Origin of the sequence: Dyadobacter psychrophilus, assembly GCF_900167945.1 — a bacterium.
GTDB lineage: Bacteria > Bacteroidota > Bacteroidia > Cytophagales > Spirosomataceae > Dyadobacter > Dyadobacter psychrophilus.
On the sequence record NZ_FUZA01000002.1, the window covers coordinates 1,351,536 to 1,378,510 of the forward strand.

A 26,975-nucleotide genomic window follows, 5' to 3' on the forward strand; every position below is an offset into this window, starting at 1 on the left:
CCGGCTCTGATAATGAAACAGTTGATCAAAATATGCTAAACATTCGGCTTTAAATCTGTCAGGATAATTGTAATTCTCAGCTTTTGTTTTACAATTGTTGGTTATTATTACTAAATTTTAGATCAAATAGAGAAACACTAAACTTTAATTCATTTGCTGGAAAAAATCATCACGCTCGAGGACGTTTCAATGGTTGATTTTTTGGGTATTCACAATGCGAATATCAAGGAAGTTGCAGCCGCTTTCCCTGGAAGCAAAATTATTTCACGCGGAAACGAGATCCGCATTCAGGGCACCGCCCCGGAAATTATCCGTATCACTGACGTAATGGATTCATTAATAGCTCATTACCAAAAGTACGGCAAGGTTACGAATGACAATGTCAAGGGTTATTTAAATGGAGTTGTAAAGGCACCCGTTGCCAGTGCGGAAGATGATGCGGATGTGATCATTTATGGCAACAAAGGGCTGGTCGTCAAAGCCAAAACACCGAACCAGAAGTTGCTGGTGGAGCAGGCAGAGAAATTTGATCTCGTGTTTGCAGTAGGGCCGGCTGGAACAGGAAAAACGTACACTGCGGTTGCTATTGCCGTGCGCGCTTTGAAAAACAAGGAAGTAAGGAAGATCATTATAACACGTCCCGCTGTTGAGGCCGGAGAAAACCTGGGATTTTTGCCAGGGGATCTAAAAGAAAAGATCGATCCGTATCTGCGCCCGATCTATGACGCGCTGGACGATATGATTGCGCCGGAAAAACTGAAACTGTATCTGGAAAGCCGCGTGATCGAAATTGCCCCGCTGGCCTATATGCGCGGCCGAACATTGAACAATGCATTCATTTTGCTGGACGAGGCCCAGAATACGACACCCATGCAGATGAAAATGTTCCTGACCAGGATGGGACCAAGTTCAAAAGCCATCATTACCGGTGACAAATCCCAGATCGATTTGCCTAAAAATCTTAAATCGGGGTTAATAGACTCATTAACAGTGCTGAAAGGGATCAAAGGGATCAGTTTTGTGGAACTGGACGGATCCGATGTGGTAAGACACCGTTTGGTAAAAGATATTCTGGCAGCTTATGACAAATCTGAGCAGTAAGCGTCTGCTAACCTTTTTATTAATTGTTATTTCAAAAACGTTCGTGCTGGCGCAGGACAGCGACGCGCTGCTCAACCGCTGCGCCAGCACCGAACTGGATGCGTTGACAATTTCCAGGTATCCGGCTTTACAAAATCTTCGGTTGAAGTCGGAGGAAGCCATTCAAAAGCGCATTAAAGCAAACAAAACATCACTGCGGACAAATGCGGATGAGATTATAACCATCCCGGTTGTGGTGCACGTGGTGCATAGTAAGGAAGATAAGACAGTTGGTGGGCAAGGAAATGCAAACATTACGGATGCCCAGATCCAAAATCAGATCGACGTTTTGAATGAGGATTATGGCAATGCATCAGGTTATAAAGGTTTTTATACAGATTCATTGGGTGTCGACACAGGGATTCGGTTCAAGCTGGTGACCATTGTTCGCACATTTAATGAGAAAGAGCAGTTTAGCCCCATTACGGATGCCGACCAGCTTGCCGAAATTTCTCCCGCATGGCTTACGAACCGTTACCTCAACATTTGGGTCTGCCGGTTATCCGACCGCTATCTGGGAACATCCCAGTTTCCGGTCGTGACCGAGCTTAATGACCTTACCGCCGGATTATCCACAGCCGAGGATGAAGCCTTGCGATCTTTAACTGATGGTGTGATCATTGATTTCCGTTATTTCGGAAGGAATTCACCTGCCATTACGAGTTCGGTTTACAATCTCGGCCGCACAACTACGCATGAAGTCGGTCACTGGCTTGGGCTGATCCACATCTGGGGCGATAGAAATTGCGGAACCGATCATTGTGAGGATACGCCAACAGCTTTCACCAAAAATGAAACAACCGACGTTTCCTGCACGCCGGTGTTCTCGGAATGTCGTGGGGTGAAGACGCGGAATATGATCGAGAATTACATGGATTATTCCCCCGACGTTTGTATGAGTGTTTTTACCAACGACCAGAAAGAGCGGATGCACGCAGTGCTCGAACTGAGCCCAAGGCGCGCTAAATTGGTAGAATATTCAAAAATTACCGGCGAGGATCTGCTTGTAGAGTTATATCCGAATCCCGTGAGCGAGACTTTAACAGCCAATGTTTTTACGCCTAATTTCCAGCTTTTCACAGTTGAAATTATTAATCAGCGTGGTCAGCGCATGATTTCCGGGGCTACCAACATGAGTTATCTGGAAGTCAGCAAATTTCCCAGCGGATTGTATTACTACAAAGTTTCGTCTGGCGGACAAACGGTCACTAAACGGTTCATAGTTCGTTAATATGCTGCCACGTTCACCATTTGTCGGCGTCGTTTTGTTTTATATAGCCGGTATTTTGTTGAGCGAAATTATCCCCGCTTCCGACCAGTCGACAACATTGCTCGTCTTGCTGTCTGCATTGCTTCTCACGGTTTGTTTTATTTTGTATTCCAAAAGTCTTAAAGCAGCATTTGGAATAACATTTTCGCTATTTATGGTCTCCCTGGGCGCGTTTACAATGACGAGCCTCGAGAAAAGTAATGATGCGAACATTACTGCATTAACTGATGTAAGCTACTCTGCGTACGAAGCAGATATCAAAACCTTACCTGAAAAGCGCAGCAAATCGATCCGCTATGAAGCCCGAATTACCCGCATTAGAACCCCGGAAAAGTGGGTCAATGTTGATTTGAAAGCATTGATCAGCATTAACCAGGAAGTTGCCATTATTCCGGGGCCGGGAAACAGGCTAATTGTTAATGGCACGTTAGAACGCCCTATGGCAGCAGCAAACCCCATGCAGTTCGACTATCGCGGCTATCTGAGAAACAAGGGAATAGTTTGGACGGATTATCTGGATGGGCGTTCTTTCCAGTTGATTCCTGCTGCGGATCACGCCTTTTTTCTCAAACAATGGAGCACTGGCATTTCAAAATGGGCGGCTGATGTGCTAAAGGCAAATGTGGACGACGATGCTGCCTATGGATTGATCAAAGCCATGTTACTCGGCAGGCGAGATGATTTGCGATCAGATCAGGTCAGTGATTATACGACTTCGGGAACTGTGCATATCTTGTCCGTTTCAGGCATGCATGTAGCCATTATATTCCTGGTCATAACCTATTTGTTGGGCTGGATGAAGCGTTGGCCGCTGGGCAAAATGCTTTACCTGACACTGATAATTGCCTTATTAGGTTTCTATGCGTTGGTTACCGGTTTACCACCTTCGGTTCAGCGTGCAACGCTTATGTGCATTGTTTTCGTTGTGGCCGAAGTATTTAGCCGAAAGCACAATGCTATGAATACGCTTGCTTTTTCGGCTTTGCTTATTTTGCTCGTCGATCCTGCTGCACTTTACGATGTTGGGTTTCAACTTTCTTATCTTGCTATGAGCGGGATTTTTTTTCTGTATGAGCCACTTAACAGCGTTTTTACTCCGGCCAATAAATTATTGAAGTTTGTCTGGCAGATTTCAGCATTGTCTTTCGCAGCGCAGCTTGCAACCTTTCCGCTGAGCCTGTTTTATTTTCATCAATTTCCCAGTTATTTCTGGTTGGTCACTCCATTTGTGATTGCCTTCACGAATGTGTTGTTACCGGCTGCATTAGTCCTGTTGCTATTATCCACACTGCATGTTTTCTGGCTGCAACTGATTGTTAATAAGGTGGTTTGGCTATCTGCATATTTAACCAATATTGCAGTGTCTGTTCCCAAATCATTACCGGGTTATTTGTTGGAAAACCTGAATTTGGATAAAGTTGAAGTGGCTTTACTGTATGCGCTACTCTTCACGATTTGGTATGCCTATCATTCCAGGACATATCAATATCTCAAATTTTCCTATCTCTTAGTGATCATTTTTGCCACTTATTCAGTTTCCAGAAGCATTCAGATTCGCCTGTCAGACCAGATGGTGGTGCATTCGGTTCCCAAGCATCAGGTTGTAAGTTTCAAGCAGGGGAGTTCGCTTTATGTTGTGTCTGACAAGGCATTTCGAGAGGATGTCGATGCCTACAATTTTTATATTAAAACTTACGCAACAAGTCACGAGATAGGGGAAACTGTGTTCATTACAGCGAAGTAATCAATATAACGCATTATTGGACAGCGTAAACAGCTGAGATTTCGCGGGCGATTTTCCGGTCCCATTCGGCTTGTGCGCCGGCATTCAGGCCGTGACCCGTTTCACCATCATAGCGTTCCTGATCCGTATTCATTTCACGGAAAGCTTCCAAAAACTGATATTGAATTTCGCTGTCATAATCTTCAATGGTCAGATCGGCTTTAAGCAATCGCGCTTTGAATTTCTCGACTACAAGCCTCGTAATGTCAAAATGAATCTGCTCGTGCCGCAAAGTGCTTGCATTTCTGGATTCGGGCCGCCCCCAGGACATGCTTTTTACCATGAAAGTTTTCAGACCTATTTCAACCACAAGATCGTCGTCCTTGGGGTAAGACCGGCCTTCATAGCCAAAACTGGTAAATACTGCCGCCGCGAATCGGCTGCCGGGCCTGGCATTCCGTACTTTGAAATCGTCCCAGATCAGCGGTCTTTTAGGTGAATAAAAAACCGTATCCGGATCATTGTTCACGATTTCCTTAAAAACCAATTGAATATCCCTAGCCAGCGCAGGATTTTTTCCTGCATTTAAGCTCATCCATTTTTGAAAATGTGCCAACGATTGATCCAGAAGCTGTTTCACAAGCTTTTCATAATCATATTCCCTCTCCGGTCGGGTGTAATTGGCGGCGGTCTGGTAACTGGTCAACTCTACCGGCTGCATATTCCTGTACCAGCGAAATTTGACCGAAAGCTTCACTTCGCCCGTCACTTTATTAGGTGCGACCCGCTTTTCATTCAGCGAAAGATCTTTAATGCTGATATAAAGCGGCAGGTAAGTCTGCTCTTTTTTAGGCGCGGCAAAAGACCAATATGTGAAAAGTTCTTTCTCTGCTTTCCCCGGCAACATTGCGGGAACATCTTTTCCAAATAAAACCACTTTTCCTAAACCTGCACCGGGAATAATGCGTTGATCTTCAACTTCCTGAATGAAAAATTTATAAGTTTTAAGCAATGATGCCGGATCCTGTGCAAGCTTCAATACAACCTTCTCCTGCTGTGAAAAAGCGGGCAGGAATGTTGAAACCATTAAAAGAGCCAGCAAAAAACTTCTGATCATACTTCAAAATCTTGTGTTGAATCCCGTTTTCAATTCGATAAGTTTGTATAAAAATTATTGAAGAAACGAATGACTTTACCTACAACGAATTTGCGCCCGAAATTTGATGATATCTACATGGAATTAGCAAAAAATCTGGCGCTGCGTTCACATTGTATCAAAGCACAGGTGGGTGCGGTATTAACGAAAGACACGCGTATTATTTCTATTGGTTATAACGGCCCTCCCGCCGGAACGCATAATTGTGACGAAGAATTTCCGGAAGTAGGCTGTCCGAGAGACGCCAAAGGAAGCTGCTCGCTGGCCTTACACGCGGAACAGAATGCTATTTTATTTGCCGTAAAAAATGGCTCAAATATCGAAGGGTCGACGCTTTTCGTAACCTTAGCGCCGTGCATTGCCTGCGCCAGGGTGATTTATACAATGAAAATCAAAAAAGTAATTTTCCTGCATTCCTACGCAGCCTACAAGGGAATCGCGATTGAAGAGGGAGTGGAGTTTTTAAAACGCTTCGGCGTGGAGGTGGAGCAGTATGTAATGAGTGAATGAGTGAATGAGTGAATGAGTGAATAGAATATAACATTCACTCATTCACTCATTCAAAATTCAACATTATCAATGATGGTGCACGCCACCTGCTCCATGCACATGCCCGTGGCTGATTTCTTCTGCTGTCGCCGGCCGGATTGAAATGATCTGCCCTTTGAAATGCATTTCTTTTCCTGCCAACGGATGGTTGAAATTCATGACAACCACGTCGTCTTTGATTTCAACAACTTGTCCGTGCATGCGCTCGCCGTCCTCATTGGTCATTGGAATGATGTTACCGATCTGCAATAATTCGTCCTGGTTAACGTCCTCCATTTGGAAAACCGCCTTTGGCAATTCAACAATTGCTTCTTCGTCAAACTCACCGTAACCTTCTTCCGGTGCCACGGTAAATTCGAAAATATCACCTGCAACGAGCCCTTCGATCTGGTTTTCAAAACCCTCGGGAAGCCCGCTGATGCCTTGAATGAAGTACATTGGATCTTCTTCTGTCACTACTTCCACGACATCCGTTTCACCATCTGTATCAGGAATTCTCAGGCTGTATGTTAACGCTATCACGTTATTTTTTTCGACTTTCATTTGCTAGTTTGATTAAAATAATTGTTGTTGTAAAAAATTGTTCCAAGAGGAGTAGCGAAAACAAACGTACGGCAAATTTGCCAAAATGTCATTTAGATGAATTTTTTAGCACACATTTTGCTGTCTGGAAATAAGGAAGGCGTGATCATGGGCAATTATGTGGGCGATTTCATAAAGGGCCGGCTGACCGACGAAAAAACGGTAACCTGGGACCCCGACTTTGTCACTGGGTTGAAGCTCCACCGGTTCATTGATTTTTTTACAGATCAGCATGAAATCGTTCGCGAAGCGACACACAGAGCTGCTTTGTCGCAGGGAAAGTTGGCTGGCATCGTGATGGACATTTATTTTGATTATTTCCTTGCCAAACATTTCGACCAGTTCCGGCCCGAACCGCTTTTCACTTACGCACGTGACATGTACGCACTCATTCAGGACAATGGGCGCTTCATACCCGCAGATATGACGCGGATGGTGGACGCTATGCGGCGCGAAGACTGGCTTACAAGTTACGCAACATTGGAAGGTGTGGACCTCACTTTTTACCGCATGTCACGACGGGCAACTTACCTGGCTCCGCTGCGCAATGCAATGTTGGAATTGCGCGAAAATGAAGAATTTTACCGCGACAAATTTTTCAGCTTCTTCCCGGAACTTCAAAAAGCGTCCGAAGAGTTTATATTAACACATTAACATTATTGCTTACCGGCATCCCCAATGGCCCAAACACCGGATATTGTTCTTAAAGAGATCAGAAGTAAGAAATTCAGGCCCATATACTTTCTGCACGGCGATGAGCCTTTTTATATCGATTCCATTGCAGAGGAACTTGAAAAGCGTGTTGTAGCTGATTCGGAAAAAGGCTTCAACCAGTTTGTATTGTATGGAAAAGACACGGATATGGCCGGCGTGCTCAGTTATGCCCGACGTTTTCCATTTATGGCCGAGAGGCAGTTGATCCTGGTTAAAGATGCCAATAAGCTGGGCGGGATCGAGCAGAAGGAGCAACAGGCCCGATTGGAAGATTATGCTGCAAATCCACTGAACAGCACCGTGCTGGTTTTTTGTTTTCATGCCAATGCCGACGAGCGCAAAACCTTTATTAAGTCCATCAATACCAATGGCGTAGTTGTGCAGTCTAAAAAGATGTATGACAACAAGTTACCGGAATGGGTCACTTCTTTTTGTCAGCATGAAGGCGTGAAAATCAGTCCGAAAGCCGTGCAGATGTTGGTGGATAATATTGGTAACGATCTGAAACGGTTGTCGAATGAGATCAGGAAAATAATGGTCAATTTACGTGTGGATGAAGGAATTGATGCGTCGGCCATTGAAAGGTTTGTGGGGATCAGCAAAGAATATAATGTATTTGAATTTCAGAAAGCATTGATGACCCGCGACGTGATGAAGGCCAATCAGATCGCCACTTATTTCTCTGCGAATTCGAAAGATAACCCGCTTGCTCCGATCCTGATCATTCTTTTTGGATTTTATACAAAAGTGCTGTTAGCGCACGCCAGCAAGGACAAAACAGAAAAAGGGCTTGCTACTGAACTCGGTGTAAACCCTTATTTTGTGAAGGATTATCTGCTGGCTATCCGTAATTATCCGCTTCCCAAAGTGGCCAATATCATCCATTATCTGCGTGAATGTGACGCCAGGCTTAAAGGACTCGATGGTGTGAGCATTCCGGAAGGTGAGCTGCTGAAAGAATTGGTTTTCAAAATTGTGCATTAACATCCATGATGCAGCAAGAAACGGGTTTTGGCTTGTTTTTGACTGCGGTACATTTGGTAAATGAATAGTGAAAATAAGGTCCTGATCCCGATTCCGGCGCTTTTTAGTTTTGAGGAATGTTTGTGGTTCCTTAACCGGAACTATGACGATTGTCTGCATATTATCAAAGGCGACACAATTTTTAAAGCACTGGAAATAGGGGGAGAAATGCTGTTGGTTTCGATCAAAGAACACGCAGGATTTCTGGAACTCGACATTATAGAAGGTCAGCCAACGCAAGAAAATAAAGCGTATCTGATCGATTATGTGCGGGAATGGTTTGATATGGGCACGAACATTCAGCCGTTTTATGACCTGCTGAAAGCCGACGGGCGCATTGCCTACATGGCTGAAAGTTATAAAGGTTTGCGGCTTATCGGCATTTCCAATCTTTTTGAAGCCATTTGCTGGTGCATTATCGGGCAGCAGATCAATTTGTCCTTTGCATACAAAGTGAAGCGCAGGCTGGTGGAACATTATGGTAAGCGCATTGACCACGGAAATGATTCTTACTATGTTTTTCCCGAACCGGAAGTGCTCGCTGCGGCCGATCCGGATCTGTTGAAAGAAATGCAGTTTTCGAAACAGAAATCGGATTACGTGATTGGCATCGCAAAAGCATTTGCCAGCGGCAGCATCGATAAGGAAGCATTACGCGCATTGCCCGACTTCGCCGCCCGTAAAAAGGCATTAACGGATCATAAGGGAATCGGTGTCTGGACGGCTAATTATGTTTTGATGAAATCGCTGCAAGAACCGGGCGGGATTCCCCACGGGGATATCGGATTGTTAAATGCCCTTGCCAATCACAACATTATTCAGGATAGGAGCGAAACAGGCAAGATCGAGGCGCTTTTCCAACAGTTTGCCGGTTGGGAGAGTTATCTGGTTTTCTATCTCTGGCGAAGCCTCACTGTCAAGGTTTTGGAATAATTTCCTTTCTGGTTTTCCATTTCAGATAAGCATCGCGCATGCAATGTCCGCAGGGCCGAAATCCGTGTGCAACAGCTTCCTGTTCAGAACTGAAAAATACCCGATTCATCGCTTTCATGCGCTTACCCGAAGCGCATTGCAAAGTTCCGTAAATTTTGAGTTTCGCATTCCCGCCGTATTTTACCCATTGATCATCAATCATTTGTTTCAACTTTCTGCTTGTCGTGAAAGAGGGCGAACCAATGTCTGCATGTTTGATCATTGTGTCAGCTTAATGCATCGTGAAAAATGATTCCTAATGTGTAGCGGCTTCCAGACCGAACCTCGCTCACGCCGTGCTTCATATTGACCCGATAATAACCTTTCGTTCCTTTTACAGGTTTGAAATTGGTTGTAAAAAGCAGGATATCACCTTTTTTTGGATTTAAAACAATGGCTTTTGATTGCGCACGGGGTGTTTGCTGTGTGAGCACAAATTCGCCCCCTTCGTAATCTTTACCAGGTTCGCTCAGGAAAATGACAAGTTGAATAGGGAAGAAAAGATCGCCATACAAGTCCTGATGCAGCGTATTATGGCCGCCTTCCCCATATTTTAGGATCAGGACCGTGGGTTTGGTTTGCTGCTTTTCATGACATTGTGTTTGGAATTCCTGAAAAGCTGCGGGATAATGTTGGTTTATATTGAGGACCTGCATCCATTTGTTGGCAACCGGTGCAAGTTTTGGATAAAAGCTTTCGCGAAGATGCTGGATAATGTCCGGCAAAGGATATTGGAAATACTTGTATTCACCCAGCCCAAACCGATAACGCTCCATGGCAATCGTTTTGCGGTAATGTGCTGATTCATTGTAAGATGCAATGAGTTGATCACATTCCGCAGTCGAAAGGACTTGCTCTATTAAACCATAGCCTTTGGTGTGAAGATTTTCGGTAACGTGTTGCCAATCTAATGTTTCAATGTCTTTCATCAGTCTGATTTCTATGATTTGCCTGCTATTAACAGGACAAAAATATTCATCATCAGACCAATGAAAAACCTGATTCTTGCTAGCTTTTAAGCACTGGTGAATTAAGATAAAACGGTCTCATCTTTACGCTCGCCAATTTGCTGGCGCCACATGGCGTAGTACAAACCTTTTTCATCCAGCAAAGCATGATGACTTCCGGTTTCTACAATGTTGCCTTTTTCGAGAACGTAAATCCGGTCGGCGTGCATAATGGTCGACAGGCGGTGCGCAATCATTACAGTAATGTGCTGACGCTGGTCGGTAATGTTGCGGATGGTGTTCGAAATTTCTTCTTCCGTTAAGGAATCCAAAGCAGAAGTGGCTTCGTCGAAAATGATGAGATGCGGCACGCGCAGCAACGCACGTGCAATGGATAAACGCTGACGTTCACCACCAGAAAGTTTCAGTCCGCCTTCGCCAATGACCGTATCTATCCCGTTTTCGGCCCGTGACAGTAGGTTATAACAAGCCGCTTTCAGCAACACGTCATTGATCATTTCATCCGTAGCATCGGGATTGACGAAAAGCAGGTTTTCTTTGATCGTTCCCGAGAAAAGCTGCGTATCCTGCGTTACAAAGCCTATTTTATTTCGGATTTCATCAAAATCAATGCTGTTCCCGTTGACGCCGTTGTAATAAACAGAGCCAGTGATCGGATGGTAAAGGCCCACAAGCAATTTCACCAATGTCGTTTTCCCGGAACCGGATGGCCCCACGAATGCAATGGTTTCACCCCGTTTTACTTCAAAGGAAATGTCTTCCAGCGCGGGCCTGTTCGCAGATTGATGCTGAAACATGACATGATCAAATCGCAGGTCTTCAATGTCTGTAATAACCTCGGGATTGGATGGCTTATGCTCAACAGGCCTTGCCAATAACGTCTGCAAGTTATTCAGCGACGCCTCGGCTTCGCGGTAGGAGAGGATCACATTGCCCAATTCCTGTAACGGCCCGAAAATGAAGAAGGAATAAAACTGCATCATCATCATCTGACCAACGGTAATGCGGTCTTTAAACACAAAAAACAACAGCGCGAACATGATACATTGTTGAAGGAAGTTCACGAACGTGCCTTGTATAAAGCTGATTGAGCGAATGCTTTTGACCTTTCTGAGTTCCAGTTTCAGGATTTTGAATGTGGTCGTGTTAAGGCGGGTGATTTCCTGCTGGGTTAAACCAAGACTTTTAACGAGCTCAATATTTCTAAGGGATTCGGTTGTGGAGCCTGCCAGCGCGGTGGTTTCTTTAACAATGTTCTTTTGAATAATCTTAATTTTCCGGCTCAGAACGCTCGTCAGTATGGCCAGGACCACAGACCCGACAAGATAGATAAGCGGCAATGACGGGCTAAGTTTGAATGCAACAATGACGACGAAAACGATGCCTACTAATGTGGAAAAGAGCACATTAACAAAACTGGTGATGAACTTTTCACAATCGGCCCTTACTTTTTGAAGCACCGAAAGCGTTTCGCCACTGCGCTGGTCTTCAAAATCCTGGAAGGGTAGGCGCAATGCGTGGCGTAGCCCGTCTGTATACAGGCTTGCGCCAAATTTCTGGATCACAACATTGACTACATAATCCTGAAATGCTTTGGCAATGCGGGAAACCATGGCCACGCCGATGATCATGAGCAAACCGATGAGCACACCTTTGTAAAATGCGTCGTCCAGGCCATTATCGCGGTAATACTGTGCTTTGTTGGCGTAAGGATCGATCAGGTAATTACCGAGAATGTAGGGGTTCAGGAGTGAAAATACCTGATTGATGGCGGCTAGTACAAGCGCCAGGAAAATAAGGGCTTTGTACCGGCTAAGGTATTGTATTAATAATTTCATGGTGAATAAGAGGCGAATCAGCGATTGACTATAAAGGCAAACCGAAAATCCGAGAATTTAATTCTCGTTGGATGCCAAAGAATGAAGCAGGGGCAATAAAAAAGACATCCGTCGGGATGTCTGAAACTTGGTAGCGGGGAGCAGGATCGAACTGCCGACCTTAGGGTTATGAATCCTACGCTCTAACCATCTGAGCTACCCCGCCGTGTTATTGTGGTGCAAAAGTATGTTAAATAAAATTAAACTCCAACCCGTTTTTTCAATTTTAAAGCTAAATTTCCGTTAGAGTAAAAGAGCAAAAATTAACTTTGATGACATTTATTGTTGAATTATGCTATATTACAACTTTTAAAATCAGCATATAAGGCGGTACTGTTGTGGTTAACCCTTTTTAATTTTAGTTCATATGGAAAAATATAAATTTATTACTGAATTTGAATTGCGCTCCTCACCAAAAGTACTCTTTCCATATATATCGACGCCCTCGGGACTGGAACAATGGTTTGCTGAAAAAGTCACTGTACTGCCCGATCACCGATTTGATTTCCAGTGGGACGGAGACAGCCACATTGCCAGACAAACAGGTTTGAGAATCAATAAAGCAGTAAGATTTGATTTTGAAAATACAAGTGACGATAACCTGGACAACAATCACGTGGAACTAAAACTTGAAGTAAGCGAGTTAACCCAGACAACCTTCCTGCGCGTTACGGATTACTCTGCAAACCGCGATGAACGTGAGCTTGCTTCATTATGGGATGGGTTCATTGATAATTTAAAAGATATAGTAGGCAGTTGATGAAAAAGCTTGATAAGCTTATATTAATGTCCTTTTGGGGGCCATTTGTAATAACAATGTCCGTCGTGGTCTTTGTCTTCCTGATGCGGATCATGATTTTCTACATTGATGATTTTGTTTCAAAAGACCTCGGAATCACGGATTATGCGCAATTATTCTTCTTTTTCAGCCTCATAACCGTTCCTACCGCGCTTCCCCTTGCCATGCTGCTGTCGTCCCTGATGGCTTTTGGAAACCTTGGCGAATTCTTCGAGCTGACGGCTATCAAAAGTGCCGGAATATCGGTCGTGCGGGCTATGGCGCCACTTTTTATTGTTGCTGTGGCAGTCAGTGTGTTTTCCTTTTATTTCAATGACCGTGTTTCTCCCTGGGCTAACTTAAAGGGTTACAGTCTTTTATACGACATTAAAACGACGAAGGCAACATTAAAGATTAAGGAAGGGATTTTCTACAATGATCTGCCCGGATTCAGTATTAAAGTGGATAAGAAGGAAGAAAACGGCAAGCTGAAAGGAATGGTGATCTACAAGCATAGTAACCGATCCTATGAAGTTGGCAACACAGAAATTATCCTCGCAGACTCCGGCCGCATGTATTCGATAAACGATAATCGTTATCTGGTGATCGAACTTTATAATGGCACGCGTTACACGGATGAGGTGAATTCAGGCAGCGCCCGGCCTGCGTATATCTCTTCACCGATAGGCGGGAGCAGCGTACCGAATTACTCCAATTTCAGCCGAAATTCATTCAAGCATTTCCGCTTAACAGAGAGCCTTTCGTCTTTTGGCATGAAGAGAACAGATGAAGGGCAATTCAAATATCACGAGTTTATGAAGAATATCAGCGACCTTACTTCAACCGCAGATTCGCTTCGCAGCTCGTATAACGAAACTCGGAAAAACCTGGTGGCAGGAAGCCAGCAATATTACTCTTATAATTACCGTGAAGGAACGGACAAAACATTAAAAAAAGGCCCCTGGATTGATTCTTTGCTAGTTAAGCCCGTGTCGGACAGCTTGAAAAAGGAAATCCTCATGAATACAAAAAGTGCAGCAAACAGCATGTTGAGCTACACAAAATCACAGAAGGATTACTTGCAGACAAAGTTGAAGGATGCAACGAAGTATGAATTGGAAAAACACCATAAATACACCAATGCATTGTCGTGCCTGATCATGTTCCTGATCGGTGCGCCGCTGGGTGCAATCATTAAAAAAGGTGGGTTTGGGGTGCCGGTCCTGGTGTCGATTATTTTCTTTATCCTGCTTTATGTATTGACAAACCAGGGTGATAAATGGGTGAAAGAAGGCATGCTGGTTGTGCCTGTGGGGGCCTGGATGGCCAATACGGTTTTGTTTTTGACCGGCTTGTATTTCATCGACCGCGCCAGAAGTGACTCGCGGTTATTCGAAAAAGATGTCTACATCATGTTGATCAAAAGAATAAAAGAAAAATGGGCAAGTAGATTTGGAAAAAGTCAGCTTATTCAATCATAGTAAAATTACATTTTTTAATTCGGGTCAAAAATCGTAATTTTGCGACCTTATTTACGGCAGGGTGCTGTAAAAAGTTGAAAATAATTAATCTGTTGTTACAATTATGTATTTAACCGCGGAAAAGAAGACAGAGATCTTCGAATCAAAGGGTTTCAAGAAAGAGGGCGGAGACACAGGATCTGCTGAATCACAAATTGCTTTATTTACGTACCGTATCAATTATTTGAACGAGCACTTAAAAACGCACAAAAAGGATAACGATACAAGACTTGGTCTTCTTAAAATGGTAGGAAAGCGCCGTAGATTGTTGGATTATCTGTACAAAAAAGACATTAATCGCTACCGTGCGATTATTGCCGAATTGAACATACGTAAGTAATTTGAAAATCAGGGAACTTCATCAACATGAAAGTTCCCTGATTTTTTGCGGAATTAACAAACATTTGGAACGTCAGGATGGCGTTTCGCAGCTACAAAAAACATCTTTTTATGCTCTTTAATATAGTTACGAAGACTATACCCTTGCCAGACGGAAGGGAAATCACCATTGAAACAGGAAAATTAGCAAAGCAAGCCGACGGTTCGGTTGTAGTTCGTTTGGGTAACACCATGTTACTTGCGACAGTTGTAGCTAATAAAGATATTAAGGAAGGTCTTGACTTCTTGCCGTTATCGGTTGATTATCAAGAAAAATTCGCTTCTGCGGGACGAATTCCGGGCAGCTTCCAACGTCGCGAAGGCAAGCTTTCGGATCCGGAAGTTTTAACAAGCCGCCTGGTTGACCGCGTTTTGCGCCCGTTATTTCCAGATGATTATCACGCAGAAGTTCAGGTTAACATTCTGCTGATGTCTGCTGACGCAACCGCGTTACCAGATGCATTGGCAGCATTAGCAGCTTCTGCTGCGCTTGCAGCATCTGATATTCCTTTTGGCGGACCAGTTTCAGAAGTTCGTGTTGCGAAAATCGATGGACAATATGTCGTTAATCCAGGTTCAGCAGATCTGGAACGTGCTACATTGGAATTGATGGTCGGTGCGACTTACAATGACATCGCGATGGTGGAAGGTGAAATGAGCGAAGTTTCCGAAGAAGAAGTGGTGGAAGCTTTGAAAGTGGCACACGAAGTCATTAAGCAACAATGCCTTGCTTTGAAAGAATTTGAAGCGGCAGTTGGCAAAACAGAAAAGAGAGAATATGTAGGCGATGCAGCTGACGAAGCTTTGGAAGCACGTTTAAGAGCATTTGCTTACGATAAAATATATGCGGTAACCCAATTGGGCTCTACCAACAAAACGGTTAGAAAAGACGGTTTCAAGGCAGTTTGGGAAGAATTCGCGGCTTCCATCCCGGAAGATGAAGAAGGCTTTGACAAATCGCTTGCAAAACGTTATTTCAATGACCTCGTTTGGGAAGCATCACGTCGCCTGGTTTTGGACGAAAGGATCCGTCTGGATGGTCGTAAACTGGACGAAGTTCGTCCTATCGCTTCCGAAGTTGACTTTTTGCCAAATGCACACGGTTCTGCTTTGTTTACAAGAGGAGAAACGCAGTCTTTGACAACTGTTACGTTGGGTACGAAAAATGATGAGCAGATTGTTGATACGCCGATGAAATACGGTTACAGCAAATTCATGCTGCATTATAACTTCCCTGGATTTTCTACGGGTGAAGTAAAGCCAAATCGTGGCCCTGGCCGTCGTGAGGTTGGTCATGGTAACCTGGCTTTGCGTGCATTGAAAAAAGTATTGCCCGTAGCGGAGGACAACCCATACACAATCCGTATCGTTTCCGACATTCTTGAATCAAACGGTTCGTCATCTATGGCAACTGTTTGCGCAGGATCTCTTGCATTGATGGATTCAGGTTTGAAGATCAAAGCGCCTGTGTCAGGAATTGCTATGGGCTTGATCTCGGATGAGAAAACGGGCAAATATGCAGTTCTTTCTGACATTTTGGGTGATGAAGATCACCTGGGAGATATGGATTTCAAAGTAACAGGAACTGAAAAAGGGATCACGGCATGCCAGATGGACATGAAAGTGAATGGTCTTTCTTTTGAAGTGCTCACAGAGGCGCTTATGCAGGCGAAAGCAGGCAGATTGCACATTCTGGGTGAAATGAACAAGACCATGACAGAAAGCCGTGCGGATCTTAAACCACACACGCCACGCGCTGTCGTTATCAAGATTGACCGTGAGATGATCGGAGCTGTAATCGGGCCTGGTGGTAAGGTTGTTCAGGATATTCAGAAAGAATCTGGTGCTACGGTTTCTATCGAAGAAAAAGATGGAGCAGGATTTGTAAGTATATTCTCTGCTGATAAGACTTCGATGGATAAAGCTGTTGCCCGTATTAAAGGAATCATCCTGGTGCCGGAAATCGGTGAGGTTTATTCTGGAAAAGTGAAGTCAATTATGCCATTTGGAGCATTTGTTGAGTTCTTGCCAGGAAAAGACGGCTTGCTTCACATTTCCGAAATCAAGTGGGAACGTCTTGAAAAAATGGACGGCGTGCTTGAAGTAGGAGAGGAAGTTCAGGTTAAATTGGTTGAGATTGATAAGAAGACCGGTAAATACCGTCTGTCCCGCAAAGTGTTGCTGCCGAAGCCAGAGAACAAAAATGATTAAAATAGTGTTTTTGGTAACAGGGGCAATATTTAATGTCGTTATATATAAAATTAATAAAAGATAGATGAGACAGCTAAAGATCAGTAAGCAAATTACCAACCGTGAGAGTCAGTCGTTAGACAAGTATTTGCAAGAAATCGGGAAGGTGGATTTGTTGACGCCGGACGAGGAAGTGACGTTAGCTCAAAAAATAAGGGATGGTGACCAGCTTGCTTTGGAAAGACTTACCAAGGCGAATCTTCGCTTTGTTGTGTCTGTGGCGAAGCAATACCAAAATCAGGGCTTATCGTTGGGCGACTTGATCAATGAAGGTAACTTGGGTTTGATTAAAGCTGCTCAGCGTTTTGATGAAACAAGAGGTTTTAAATTCATTTCCTACGCAGTTTGGTGGATTCGTCAGTCTATTCTGCAAGCACTTGCAGAGCAGTCGAGGATTGTACGTTTACCCCTCAACCGTGTAGGTTCTTTAAATAAAATATCAAAGACTTTTTCAGAACTAGAGCAGCGTTTCGAGCGTGAGCCATCACCAGAAGAATTGGCAGAAGTGCTTGAAATTTCTTCTTCCGAAGTTGTTGACACCATGAAAATCTCCGGCCGCCATGTTTCTATGGATGCGCCATTTGTTCAAGGTGAGGAAAACAGCCTTTTGGACGTATTGGAGAACGATTTGGAAGACAAGCCTGATTCCGGTTTGGTGAATGAATCGTTGCGTAAAGAAGTTCAGCGTGCGCTGTGCACATTGACACAGCGTGAAGCAGATGTTATCGCATTGTATTTTGGCCTGAATGGCGAGCATGCGATGACACTGGAAGAGATCGGAGAGAAGTTTAACCTGACTCGTGAACGCGTTCGTCAGATCAAGGAAAAAGCGATCAGAAGACTTCGTCACGTATCAAGAAGCAAAGCGTTGAAAACTTATTTGGGGTAATTTCAGCAGTGTATGTTGCAGTTAACCAGCAATTTGATTCAGAATTAATTAAATAGCCTCTTCATTGAGGCTATTTTCATTTACATATGGCCATTTTACAACCTTTGGTAGATCTTGCCGCCATTTGCTATGCGCAGGGCGTGAGACATGTTGTAGTTTCTCCGGGCTCGCGCAGTGCTGCGCTTACCCTGGCTTTCACACGCTATGGGCGGTTCACGATACATGTGTGTATGGATGAGCGCTCGGCGGGCTTCATAGGGCTCGGAATAGCGCAGCAAACGGGCGTTCCCGTGGTATTGATCTGTACGTCCGGAAGTGCAGTATATAACTTTGCTCCGGCGGTTGCTGAGGCGTTTTTTCAGCAAATCCCGCTGGTCGTTATTTCCGCTGACCGGCCGAAGGAATGGCTGCATCAGTATGATGGGCAAACCATCTATCAATCTGAAATTTTTGGTAAGCACATCAAGCGATCATTCGAGTTTTCTGCCGATTACAGTCATGCGGACGTAAAATGGGCGATCAATAGAATATCAAATGAAGCGGTAATGCTTGCTGCAATAGTTCCAATGGGGCCCGTGCACATCAATGTTCCGATCAGAGAGCCATTTTATCCCGCAGCAGGGGATGAGATGATCCCTTCTGCTAACCTCAAAATTATAGCGCGTCAGCCGGCTGAGAAAGTCCTTTCGCCCGATGTTTGGAAAGCACTCCTGGATGAGTTTGAAGAATATCCCAGAATATTAATCGCGGCGGGCCAGAATATACCAGATCATGAGCTCAGCGAGGTGCTGAACAAGATTTCGGAAGAGTGGGATATCCCTGTACTGGCAGACAGCATTGCCAATGTTTCAGGACTTAGGATTATACGAAATCATGACCTGTTTTTGGGCGGCAAAAATGCCGAAGAATTGGTTCCGGATCTGTTGATCACATTCGGGTTATCATTTATTTCAAAAGATTTTAAGCTTTTTGTAAGAAAAAACCGGCCAAGGGCGCACTGGCACATTAGTGAAGATGAATTTTTGGCTGATCCAACTCAATCGTTGACAAGGACAATCCCGGTTTCTCCTAATTATTTCTTCAAAAACCTGTTTGAAAAGATTGATTATCAATTGTTTGTACAAAATTCTGACCCGGAAACGGACTCTTCGTTTCTTACGGGATGGTCTGTTCAAAACTGGAATTCTGAACAGATCCGAGGCGAATATGTTGGAAATCTATCTAAGTTATCGGATTTAACATCGTTAAATTTGTTGTTTAAGTGTATAGATAGGGTTTTCCAGTTACATGTAGCAAACAGCATGTCTATCCGATATGTCAACTTACTTAACTTGGAAAGCAACATTAGGAGCGTGTTTTGCAATAGAGGAACAAGCGGGATCGACGGCTGTGTAAGCACCGCGATAGGCGCTGCTTTGGTGAACGAGGAAGAGACGCTGCTGATCGTTGGAGATGTTGCGTTTATGTATGATCGAAATGGCTTGCTCCTGAATGCACTTCCGCAAAATCTGAAAATCGTGGTCATTAACAATGCCGGCGGAAATATTTTCCGGATGATCGACGGACCATCCGGGTTGCCGGAGATCGAAACATACTTTGAAACAAGACATTCGTTTTCTGCAAAACGAACCTGTGAGGATTCGAACATTGCTTATTTTAGTTGCAGAGAACCCGAGTCACTAGAAATATCCATCAAAGCCTTTCTTGAAACCAGGGGCATCAGTTTACTTGAAATTTTTACAGATCCTTACGAAAACGAAAGGGTCTGGAAGGATTTGAGGAAGTTAGGCCGCGAGCAATGATTAAAGGCAACGTTTGGCTGATTCAGCAATCGAGATTGAGTCCTTCAGAACAATGCCTTGCTGCCAGATTTTGCAGGCTTCCGCGGTGTTTTTTTGTTGAAAATAAGCCTGCCCGGCCAAGCCGTAAAGCATTTCTACGGGCTCTGCAATGTCAATTGCTTTTTTATAGGCTTCGATTGCCTTCTCAGTTTGTCCGACTATCTGGAAATAAACCCCGAGATTCCTAAACGCATATCCGTTCTTAGGCAATTTTTCCAGGGATTTTTCGATCAAATCTTTTGCCTGCTCTGGAGCGCCGGTTTGTAAAAGCACATAACCTTTATTGTTGAGCGAATAAGGATCGTCCGGAGTTACTGACAGCACTTGGTCAAAATAGGAGAGTGCCGACTTCCAGTTCTGTTCTTTTGTCGCAATTAGTCCCAGATTGTTGAGCGCTTGTGGCTGCGCGGGATTTAATGCTAGCGCATTCTCGAAATCTTCTTTTGCAGATTTCAGGTTTTTCAATCCGTAGTATATAGCACCCCGGTTCACATAAGCTTCGACATTTAATTTTTGTAGTTGAATGGAACGGTCATAGTCTGCCAGTGCTAGTGAAGCATTGCCTTCGGCGCCCAGGAGATTCCCGCGAACCAGAAAAAATCGGGAAGAGTCCCTGTAATCTTTTTCAATCTGCTGTAAGTCTTGCTTCGCCTCGCGCAATCTCCCTAAATCAAGTCCTGATTCTGCCCTAACGAGATTTGCCTGTGTGAGCGTAGGGTCAATTTTGATTGCTTCTGTTAAAATCTCGTACGCATCATTTGGCTTTCCCATTTTCAATAAAGTTATCCCTTTATTGAGGTAGGCGTCTGAAAAATCTGCATTTTTGGCAATTGCTTCGTCATACAAGCGTAGAGCCTCGGCATAGTTCTTTTGATTCAGTGCCTGGTTGCCCTTTAAGAAAAAATCAGCGGCATCTTTCTTGTCCTGACTGGAACATGAAGTAATAATTAGCACTAAAAATATTAGTATTTTATTTAGTTTAATACTGATTACCATAGAGTTGCAATAATTTAATTACAATGAGATATATTAAGGATATACCCAACGACAAATTTAAGATCGGCCTTTATCAGTGGAACAATAAATACATTGTCAAGATTGAATCGGGCATGTATGAGCAAACTTACAAAATCGATGACTATGAAGTTGAAAGTGCAGCAGAAATCGAGCGCTGTATGGACAAACTGTTCATTGCCGCAATAACTTCCCGTTTTGATGCAATGCATGGTGACTTTTCGGAGTCTTTAACGCGAAATGAAGTGATCTTCTAGGATTATAAATAATGCGTTTGCTTTCAACGTATACGGTTTTAGTACACTTTTCGTTAGATAGCAAACAATTTTAAGAGGTAAGAGCGCACCAAAATACTCTTTAAAAGGATATGGTCAATGACATTAATTCAAATCAAAAATTCACCAACTCAGTCTCTATGGTTTTTAAACACGGCGCCTCCACTTTCGGAATGCTTTTATATGTTGGCGCATCTTCGGTTTTTGCTCAGAATACATTAAGTATTACGGAACCGGAAGCCCATTTTCGAAACGGCCTGGAATATTATGAAAAGTCTAATTACGTTGCTGCCAGGCAAGAGTTCAACGAATTCCTGAGCACTGATGATAAGTTATTGAGTTCCACGGATTACAATAAAGTCACAGCTGAATATTATGTGGCTGTCACGGGCCTTTATCTGAACTATCCTGAGGCGGAAGTGCAGGTTGACCGCTTCGTTAAAAACCATTCCGAGCATCCCAAAGCCCAGCAAATTTACGGTGATCTGGGGCGGTATTATTACGAATCCGGGCAATATGAAAAGGCCATTACCTACCTGGAAAAGGCCGTTAATGTCTCCGGGAGCGGGGCGAGTAAGCTGGAAAGCACTTACCAGCTGGCCATGTCCTATTATAACACGCAGCAGTTGGATGCGGCTTTGCCATTATTTGATCAGGTTAAAACGGAGGCTTCTTTTGCCAATGCGGGTGACGCTTCCTTCTATGCGGGCGTTATTAATTATCAGAAAAATAAATTTGAAGAAGCTTATCAGGATTTTCAGCGCATCGAAGACCATCCTTACTATAAGAATGAAGCACCCAACTGGATTATCTCTTCATTATATCAGTTAAAACGGTATGATGAGCTTTTAGCATACGGGGAGAAGATCCTGAAATCGCAGAGAGGCAATACTAAACTAGATGATGTCGCATTATATGTAGCAGAAGTCTATTACGAGAAAGGGGACTATGCTGCGGCTGTAACTTCCTATGAGCGTTACAAGCGGATGAAACCAGGCGCTGTGCCTCCAACTGTGGCACTTCACTACGGTCATGCACAATTCAGAAACGGCAATTATGAAGGTGCTATAACGAACCTAAAACCTATCGGACCGGGTAAAGATTCTGTTTCGCAGTACGCTTCTTACATACTGGGAATCAGCTACTTAAAGACTTCTAATTTAAGTTATGCTTTAACCTCGTTCGATAACGCAGCAAAGCTTGACTTTAACCCGGTTATCAAAGAAGAAGCAGCATACAACCACGCAAAGGTTCAATTAGAGTCCGGAAACAACAATGAGGCTGTAAAGGAGTTTAATGACTTCATGACGAAGTATCCTGAAAGCAAACATACAGAAGAAGCGACCGAATTAGTAGCAGAAGGATATGCCAGCGCAAGCAACTCTGTTGGGGCAATAAAGTACATAGAAGGCCTTTCAAGGCGGAATACTAAAATAAATGGCACCTATCAGAGGCTTACTTACAACCAGGGCGTGCTGGATTTCAATGCACAACGGTTTGATAATGCTATCGCCATGTTTGACAAGTCCATCAAATATCCGCTGGACGAGCAGCTTTTCATTTCTGCCACTTACTACAAAGCAGAATCCACGTATGGTTTGAACAAGATAGATGAAGCTGCCAATCTCTATTCGCAGATTTCGAAAAACCCGAAGGCGGGCGTTTACGCAAGGAAGAGTTTGTACGCGCTTGGCTACATATACTATAACCAAAAGAAATACGCGCAGGCACTAACCTACTTTAAGGAGTTTACCAACAACATTGAGGGAATCGAACCGCTCATGATTGAGGATGGCTTTTCAAGGTTAGCAGATTGCTACCTCGCTGCGAAGAACTACAATGAGGCTATCAAGACATACGAGCAGGTTTCAGCTAAGGGCAAGGTGGATAAGGATTATGCATTGTTCCAGAAAGCCCGCGCATATGTATACATGAACCGCGAGCAAGAGGCGCGGAAACAATTTGATCAACTGATCAGCCAATATCCGCAGTCGAGATACCTGGACGATGCTTATTTCCAGTTGGCAGACATTGATTTTCAAAAACAAAGTTATTCTGCCGCCGTGAAAGGGTTTACACGGATGATCAATGAGAAGCCTAAGAGTAACGCGATTCCGGCAGCATTGCTTCGCAGGGCGCAATCATACTATAACTTACAGGTTTATGAACAAGCGATCGTCGATTTCCGCAAGATCCTGACAGAATATTCGGATTCCCCTTCGGCGAGCAGCGCATTGGAAGGGATTCAGGAGGCTTATACAGCGGTTGGTCGTCCTGAGGAGTTCACTCAGGTTCTTGGTGTTGTGAGAAAGAACAACCCAGGTAATGAAAAACTGGAAGAAGTTGAGTTTGACAACGTACGTAACCTTTATTATGCTGAGAAGTATGAGAACGCTATCAACTCCCTGCAAAGCTTTATCCAGAGTTATCCGGCCAGTAAACACCAGTACGACGCCAATTACTTCATCGCCTCATCTTATGACAAGATCGGTAAAGTGAATGAAGCACTGGAATATTTCGGTAAAGTAGTTCAACAAAACAAATCAACATTTGTGGCGGCAGCGGCGCAGCGTTCGGCTGAACTGGAAATTGGTCGTGGAAACTATAACAATGCAGTTTCGAACTTCCGCGTGCTGCTTCGTAACTCCGAAAGCAAAAAGGAGCAGGCTCAGGCTTGGGTTGGTTTAATGGACACTTACTATACATTAAAGAGCTATGACTCGACGCTGTATTATGCAAAAGAAGTGATTAACGCTGGTAACCTGATTCCGGGCGCAGTAGGAAAAGCGCAATTGTATGCGGGTAAAGTCCCTTACGAACGCGGTGACTTGACGAAGGCGGGCGAAGAGTTTAAGAAAATAGCTGCTTCTTCCAAAGACGAATATGGCGCAGAAGCGAGTTACTGGTCGGCTATGGTGCTTTTTAAGAACAAAAAGTATAAAGAGGCCGAGACTGCTATCATTGATATGGGCAAGAATTTCGAGGGATATGATTACTGGCGTGTAAGGTCTTTTATACTGCTTGCTGAGGTGTATGTCGGGTTGAATGAAATGGGTCAGGCTAAGGCTACATTAACGTCCATCATCGACAATTCCGACGATAAGGAAGCAGTTGAGCTTGCTAAGGAAAAATTAGCTCAGATCAGTAAATAAAAAGATTCAATCCTGCGGGACAAACAGAAAATATTAAGACTCATGACGAAATCCACCGCGATACGTTCTTCCTTATTTTTATTGACACTTGGCTTTTCTTCCCAGTTTGCTTTGGCGCAGCGGGGAGAGATCGAAAGCCAGACTTATGAAATTGTAAAAGAGAAAAGCATTGAATTTGCTCCCGCTAACCGGGTTTATGATAAAGTAGATCCTATTAAAGGAGAAACAGGTAAGAAAAAGGTTGATTATCAGATCATTGATCCGCAAATAGACCTTTCATCGCCAAAGCTTACACCCAGCGTCGCAGCGTCTTCCGACGAACAGAAACGCAAGGATGAGCCGGATGTGCTGAATAACTATGTTAAACTCGGGGCCGGTAACTACGGCCGCTTCCTGGGTGAGGCATTTGTGGGTGGCCGTCCTTCGGAAGATCTCGTTTTCACTACTCAGCTTAAACATTTGTCGGCAGCTAATGGTCCGGTAGATAACAAGAACTCCGCAAACGCAGCCACGAATTTCAGGGTGGGCGGGAAATATATACGGAGCAAGTATAAAGTGGAGGCAGCGCTGGATTATGACCGTAAGAACTATTATTTCTATGGTTATCAACCGCAGCCTGAAACAGTTCAGGTAAACCGGGACAGCATCCGCCAGACAATTAACCGGTTTGGTGTCGCCCTGGGTTTCGAAAATACAGACGCTTCGGTGTTGGTTGACTATTCCGTTAAAACGAGTTTACACACATTACGTGACCGTTATGAAGCGTCGGAGCTCGACTGGGGAACAAAGTTGATGGCCTCCGTGCCACTCTCCGAGTCGTTTCACGCATTGCTGGAAGCAGATGCATTCGTAACGCAACGGGTAGACAGATTTACATTTAACAGGAATTTGTTCCGTGTGAAACCAACATTTAAATATACATCGGAGCTCTTTTCGGTAACAGCGGGTATTAATGTTGCCAACGAAACGGATAGCGAACTTGAAATCAACAGAACCAAAGCGTTTCCAGTGTTAAACATAGATGTTGCACCATTTCCGGGATTACACATCTTTGCCGGCTGGAATGGCGATATGGTGAGAAACACATTGAAAAGTATGCTGGGCGAAAACCAATGGCTGGGTCCCAATGTTCAAATTCTTAACACTGATAAGGACTATGAAATCAGTGGTGGGGTAAAGGGCGAAGGCTTGTCTGGGTTCAATTATGAAGGTAAAGTTGCCTACACGCAGTATCGGAACTTCTACTATTTCAATAATTCTCTTGCGGACACTTCTAAATTTGCGATTCTGTACGATCCAGGCAAAACAAAAGTGCTGAGCATATCCGGTCAGGCAGGTTATAACTTTAATGATCTTTTCAAAACTTCGCTTAAAGTAAACTTCTTCGACTACTCTGTTTCAGACCTTGAAGAACCATGGCACCGTCCCGATCTTACATTAAACTGGTTTAACGCACTTTCCATCAGCAAAAAATTGTTCGTAACTGCCGATTTCTATATGCTGAGAGGAATAAAAGCAAAAAATTTCCAGACTGGCGAGGTGACCAAATTGCCCGTTATTGCAGATCTGAATTTCAAGATTGACTATCTGTTAACCAGGAACTTCTCTGCTTTTGTGTCACTCAACAATGTATTAGGCAAACAGTACCAGCGTTATCAATATTACCCGCAGCAAGGACTAAACTTTATTGGAGGATTATCGTTTTCTTTTTAACTTCGCTCAGTTAACTGAAAAAAATTCATGATAGCAGTCGAAACAGTAATCCGAAAACTTGTAGGTGAATATGAATTTGTAATCATTCCAGGATTCGGAGCATTGCTTTCGCACCAGATTCCGGCTGCTTATGATGATATGTCACAAACTTTTTCCCCGCCTGCCAAGAAGCTAGCATTCAATGAGTTCCTGAAACTGGATGACGGACTCTTGGCCAATTACATATCCCGCCATGAGAGTTTGTCGCATTTGGAAGCAGTGGATTATGTGAAAGGTTATACCGACGAGCTGCGCCAGAACCTGGAACAGCGTGGCCAGGCGCAGATTGCAGGGATAGGGGATTTCAGCAAGAATATCGAGGGTAAGCTGGTTTTTGAGCCTAACACTGAAAAATATTTCAAGGATGAATGGTATGGCTTCGAGAAGATCAGAGCGAAGCAAGTTGATAAAAAGCTGATTCCTGTTGCGCCAGCAGAAACCTACATTGCCGAAGAGCAGGTTGAAATCATTGAGGCAGAGGAAGAAAGATCCAATTCGTTTAAGTGGGCACGTTGGGCTGCTGCCGCAGTTATAGCAACGGTTATCTGCGGTTTGAGTGTGTTTTTGGTAAATACTAGAAACGGAGACATTCAAAGTACCCTGAACCCATTTACTGAGCTATTCTCAAAATCGGAAATTGTCAAAGAGGAAAAAATAGAAACGTTGGCAGAACCGGTTGAAGTTACACCTTCACCCGCGACAATGCCAGTTATTGATTCCGCTGCAATCGTTGCACAGCCCGTTAAAGAGGTTGCTGTTAAAGCTGACTCAGCAGAAGAGAAGGCGGTCGTTCCATTGGTTAAGCCAGAACCGGCTGCCTCAGTTGAGCCAGCGAAAGCTTCCAAGTTTTACGTGATAGCCGGAACATTCAAAGGAACCAGACAAGCAAACGTCCTTTTGGCGCAGCTGAAAGAAAAAGGTTTCGAGGATGCGAGCATTCTTCCTCCGGACAGATTCGGCAAAAAAGTGAAAGTAGCAGTGAATGGCTACGGCAATGAAACCGATGCTTATCGCGCTTCTGCCAAATTGAAAGGAGTAATCGGAGAAGCAGGCTGGGTTTACCAAAGAAAATAAGCAGCCAAAATATTGGAAAAAAGGAAGCAATAAGTGCTTCCTTTTTTTGTAACACACGATTTTTCTTAATTTTACGTT

23 protein-coding genes and 1 tRNA gene are annotated in these 26,975 nt (G+C 43.9%); 17 read left to right on the top strand and 7 right to left on the bottom strand.

The window, feature by feature from the left end; genetic code table 11:
• Positions 1-153: 153 nt before the first annotated feature.
• The 3 genes from B5X68_RS12515 to B5X68_RS12525 are packed head-to-tail and all read left to right on the top strand — an operon-like array spanning position 154 to position 4,154.
• The gene (locus B5X68_RS12515) at positions 154-1,101 is read left to right on the top strand and encodes a PhoH family protein (RefSeq protein WP_082215006.1); all 948 of its coding nucleotides are present in this window, start codon (positions 154-156) and stop codon (positions 1,099-1,101) included.
• Positions 1,082-2,371, top strand: coding sequence for a M43 family zinc metalloprotease (locus B5X68_RS12520; protein ID WP_082215007.1), 1,290 nt, complete (start codon positions 1,082-1,084; stop codon positions 2,369-2,371). Before B5X68_RS12515 ends, B5X68_RS12520 begins: the two co-directional genes overlap by 20 nt.
• 1 nt (position 2,372) lies before the next feature.
• Entirely contained in the window at positions 2,373-4,154 is a 1,782-nt protein-coding gene (locus B5X68_RS12525; protein WP_082215008.1) for a ComEC/Rec2 family competence protein, read from the top strand.
• A 13-nt stretch (positions 4,155-4,167) separates the two neighbouring features.
• Here the strand turns inward: B5X68_RS12525 and B5X68_RS12530 are convergent, their stop codons facing one another.
• Positions 4,168-5,250, bottom strand: coding sequence for a DUF922 domain-containing protein (locus B5X68_RS12530; RefSeq protein WP_082215009.1), 1,083 nt, complete (start codon positions 5,248-5,250; stop codon positions 4,168-4,170).
• Between the two features lie 69 nt (positions 5,251-5,319).
• Between B5X68_RS12530 and B5X68_RS12535 the strand changes: the two genes are divergently transcribed.
• Positions 5,320-5,799, top strand: a complete 480-nt coding sequence (locus B5X68_RS12535) for a deoxycytidylate deaminase (protein ID WP_082215010.1) — start codon at positions 5,320-5,322, stop codon at positions 5,797-5,799.
• Between the two features lie 66 nt (positions 5,800-5,865).
• Here the strand turns inward: B5X68_RS12535 and B5X68_RS12540 are convergent, their stop codons facing one another.
• Entirely contained in the window at positions 5,866-6,381 is a 516-nt protein-coding gene (locus B5X68_RS12540; RefSeq protein WP_082215011.1) for an FKBP-type peptidyl-prolyl cis-trans isomerase, read from the bottom strand.
• Positions 6,382-6,477: 96 nt separating this feature from the next.
• Here B5X68_RS12540 and B5X68_RS12545 point away from each other — a divergent pair, with 96 nt between their 5' ends.
• From B5X68_RS12545 to B5X68_RS12555, 3 genes are read left to right on the top strand one after another with little or no spacing between them, the layout of a single operon-like run.
• Positions 6,478-7,074 (top strand): acyl carrier protein phosphodiesterase, encoded by a 597-nt coding sequence (locus B5X68_RS12545; RefSeq protein ID WP_082215012.1) that lies wholly within the window; start codon positions 6,478-6,480, stop codon positions 7,072-7,074.
• Between the two features lie 24 nt (positions 7,075-7,098).
• A complete protein-coding gene (gene holA, locus B5X68_RS12550; RefSeq protein WP_082215013.1) occupies positions 7,099-8,118 on the top strand; it encodes a DNA polymerase III subunit delta in 1,020 nt (339 codons plus the stop codon).
• A 60-nt stretch (positions 8,119-8,178) separates the two neighbouring features.
• Positions 8,179-9,090 (top strand): DNA-3-methyladenine glycosylase family protein, encoded by a 912-nt coding sequence (locus B5X68_RS12555; protein ID WP_082215014.1) that lies wholly within the window; start codon positions 8,179-8,181, stop codon positions 9,088-9,090.
• Here B5X68_RS12555 and B5X68_RS12560 read toward each other — a convergent pair.
• The 4 genes from B5X68_RS12560 to B5X68_RS12575 form a co-directional block, all read right to left on the bottom strand.
• Positions 9,074-9,352 (bottom strand): Ada metal-binding domain-containing protein, encoded by a 279-nt coding sequence (locus B5X68_RS12560; protein ID WP_082215015.1) that lies wholly within the window; start codon positions 9,350-9,352, stop codon positions 9,074-9,076. The genes B5X68_RS12555 and B5X68_RS12560 overlap by 17 nt on opposite strands.
• 4 nt (positions 9,353-9,356) lie before the next feature.
• Complete coding sequence (locus tag B5X68_RS12565) at positions 9,357-10,058, bottom strand: 2OG-Fe(II) oxygenase (RefSeq protein ID WP_082215016.1); 702 nt, start codon at positions 10,056-10,058, stop codon at positions 9,357-9,359.
• A gap of 101 nt (positions 10,059-10,159) precedes the next feature.
• Complete coding sequence (locus B5X68_RS12570) at positions 10,160-11,935, bottom strand: ABC transporter ATP-binding protein (RefSeq protein WP_082215017.1); 1,776 nt, start codon at positions 11,933-11,935, stop codon at positions 10,160-10,162.
• A 128-nt stretch (positions 11,936-12,063) separates the two neighbouring features.
• Positions 12,064-12,140: transfer RNA gene (locus tag B5X68_RS12575), tRNA-Met, on the bottom strand.
• A gap of 201 nt (positions 12,141-12,341) precedes the next feature.
• Here B5X68_RS12575 and B5X68_RS12580 point away from each other — a divergent pair.
• From B5X68_RS12580 to menD, 6 genes are all read left to right on the top strand, one after another.
• Positions 12,342-12,734, top strand: a complete 393-nt coding sequence (locus tag B5X68_RS12580) for an START-like domain-containing protein (protein ID WP_082215018.1) — start codon at positions 12,342-12,344, stop codon at positions 12,732-12,734.
• The gene (locus B5X68_RS12585) at positions 12,734-14,233 is read left to right on the top strand and encodes an LptF/LptG family permease (RefSeq protein WP_082215019.1); all 1,500 of its coding nucleotides are present in this window, start codon (positions 12,734-12,736) and stop codon (positions 14,231-14,233) included. Before B5X68_RS12580 ends, B5X68_RS12585 begins: the two co-directional genes overlap by 1 nt.
• A gap of 103 nt (positions 14,234-14,336) precedes the next feature.
• On the top strand, positions 14,337-14,612 hold the full coding sequence (gene rpsO, locus B5X68_RS12590) for a 30S ribosomal protein S15 (RefSeq protein ID WP_026628777.1): 276 nt from the start codon (positions 14,337-14,339) through the stop codon (positions 14,610-14,612).
• Positions 14,613-14,722: 110 nt separating this feature from the next.
• A complete protein-coding gene (gene pnp, locus B5X68_RS12595) occupies positions 14,723-16,861 on the top strand; it encodes a polyribonucleotide nucleotidyltransferase (protein WP_082215344.1) in 2,139 nt (712 codons plus the stop codon).
• A 64-nt stretch (positions 16,862-16,925) separates the two neighbouring features.
• Positions 16,926-17,789, top strand: coding sequence for a sigma-70 family RNA polymerase sigma factor (locus B5X68_RS12600; RefSeq protein ID WP_015810559.1), 864 nt, complete (start codon positions 16,926-16,928; stop codon positions 17,787-17,789).
• 86 nt (positions 17,790-17,875) lie between these two features.
• Positions 17,876-19,591 (top strand): 2-succinyl-5-enolpyruvyl-6-hydroxy-3-cyclohexene-1-carboxylic-acid synthase, encoded by a 1,716-nt coding sequence (menD, locus tag B5X68_RS12605; protein ID WP_082215020.1) that lies wholly within the window; start codon positions 17,876-17,878, stop codon positions 19,589-19,591.
• Here menD and B5X68_RS12610 read toward each other — a convergent pair whose 3' ends face one another.
• Complete coding sequence (locus tag B5X68_RS12610) at positions 19,592-20,584, bottom strand: tetratricopeptide repeat protein (RefSeq protein ID WP_229208383.1); 993 nt, start codon at positions 20,582-20,584, stop codon at positions 19,592-19,594. It abuts the gene before it with no gap.
• A 65-nt stretch (positions 20,585-20,649) separates the two neighbouring features.
• On the opposite strand from B5X68_RS12610, the gene B5X68_RS12615 reads away from it, so the two are divergent.
• From B5X68_RS12615 to B5X68_RS12630, 4 genes are all read left to right on the top strand, one after another.
• A complete protein-coding gene (locus B5X68_RS12615) occupies positions 20,650-20,901 on the top strand; it encodes a hypothetical protein (protein WP_082215022.1) in 252 nt (83 codons plus the stop codon).
• A gap of 158 nt (positions 20,902-21,059) precedes the next feature.
• Positions 21,060-24,071, top strand: coding sequence for a tetratricopeptide repeat protein (locus B5X68_RS12620; protein ID WP_082215345.1), 3,012 nt, complete (start codon positions 21,060-21,062; stop codon positions 24,069-24,071).
• Positions 24,072-24,113: 42 nt separating this feature from the next.
• The gene (locus B5X68_RS12625; protein WP_082215023.1) at positions 24,114-25,784 is read left to right on the top strand and encodes a TonB-dependent receptor; all 1,671 of its coding nucleotides are present in this window, start codon (positions 24,114-24,116) and stop codon (positions 25,782-25,784) included.
• A 27-nt stretch (positions 25,785-25,811) separates the two neighbouring features.
• Positions 25,812-26,897, top strand: coding sequence for an HU domain-containing protein (locus B5X68_RS12630; protein WP_082215024.1), 1,086 nt, complete (start codon positions 25,812-25,814; stop codon positions 26,895-26,897).
• Positions 26,898-26,975 lie beyond the last annotated feature (78 nt).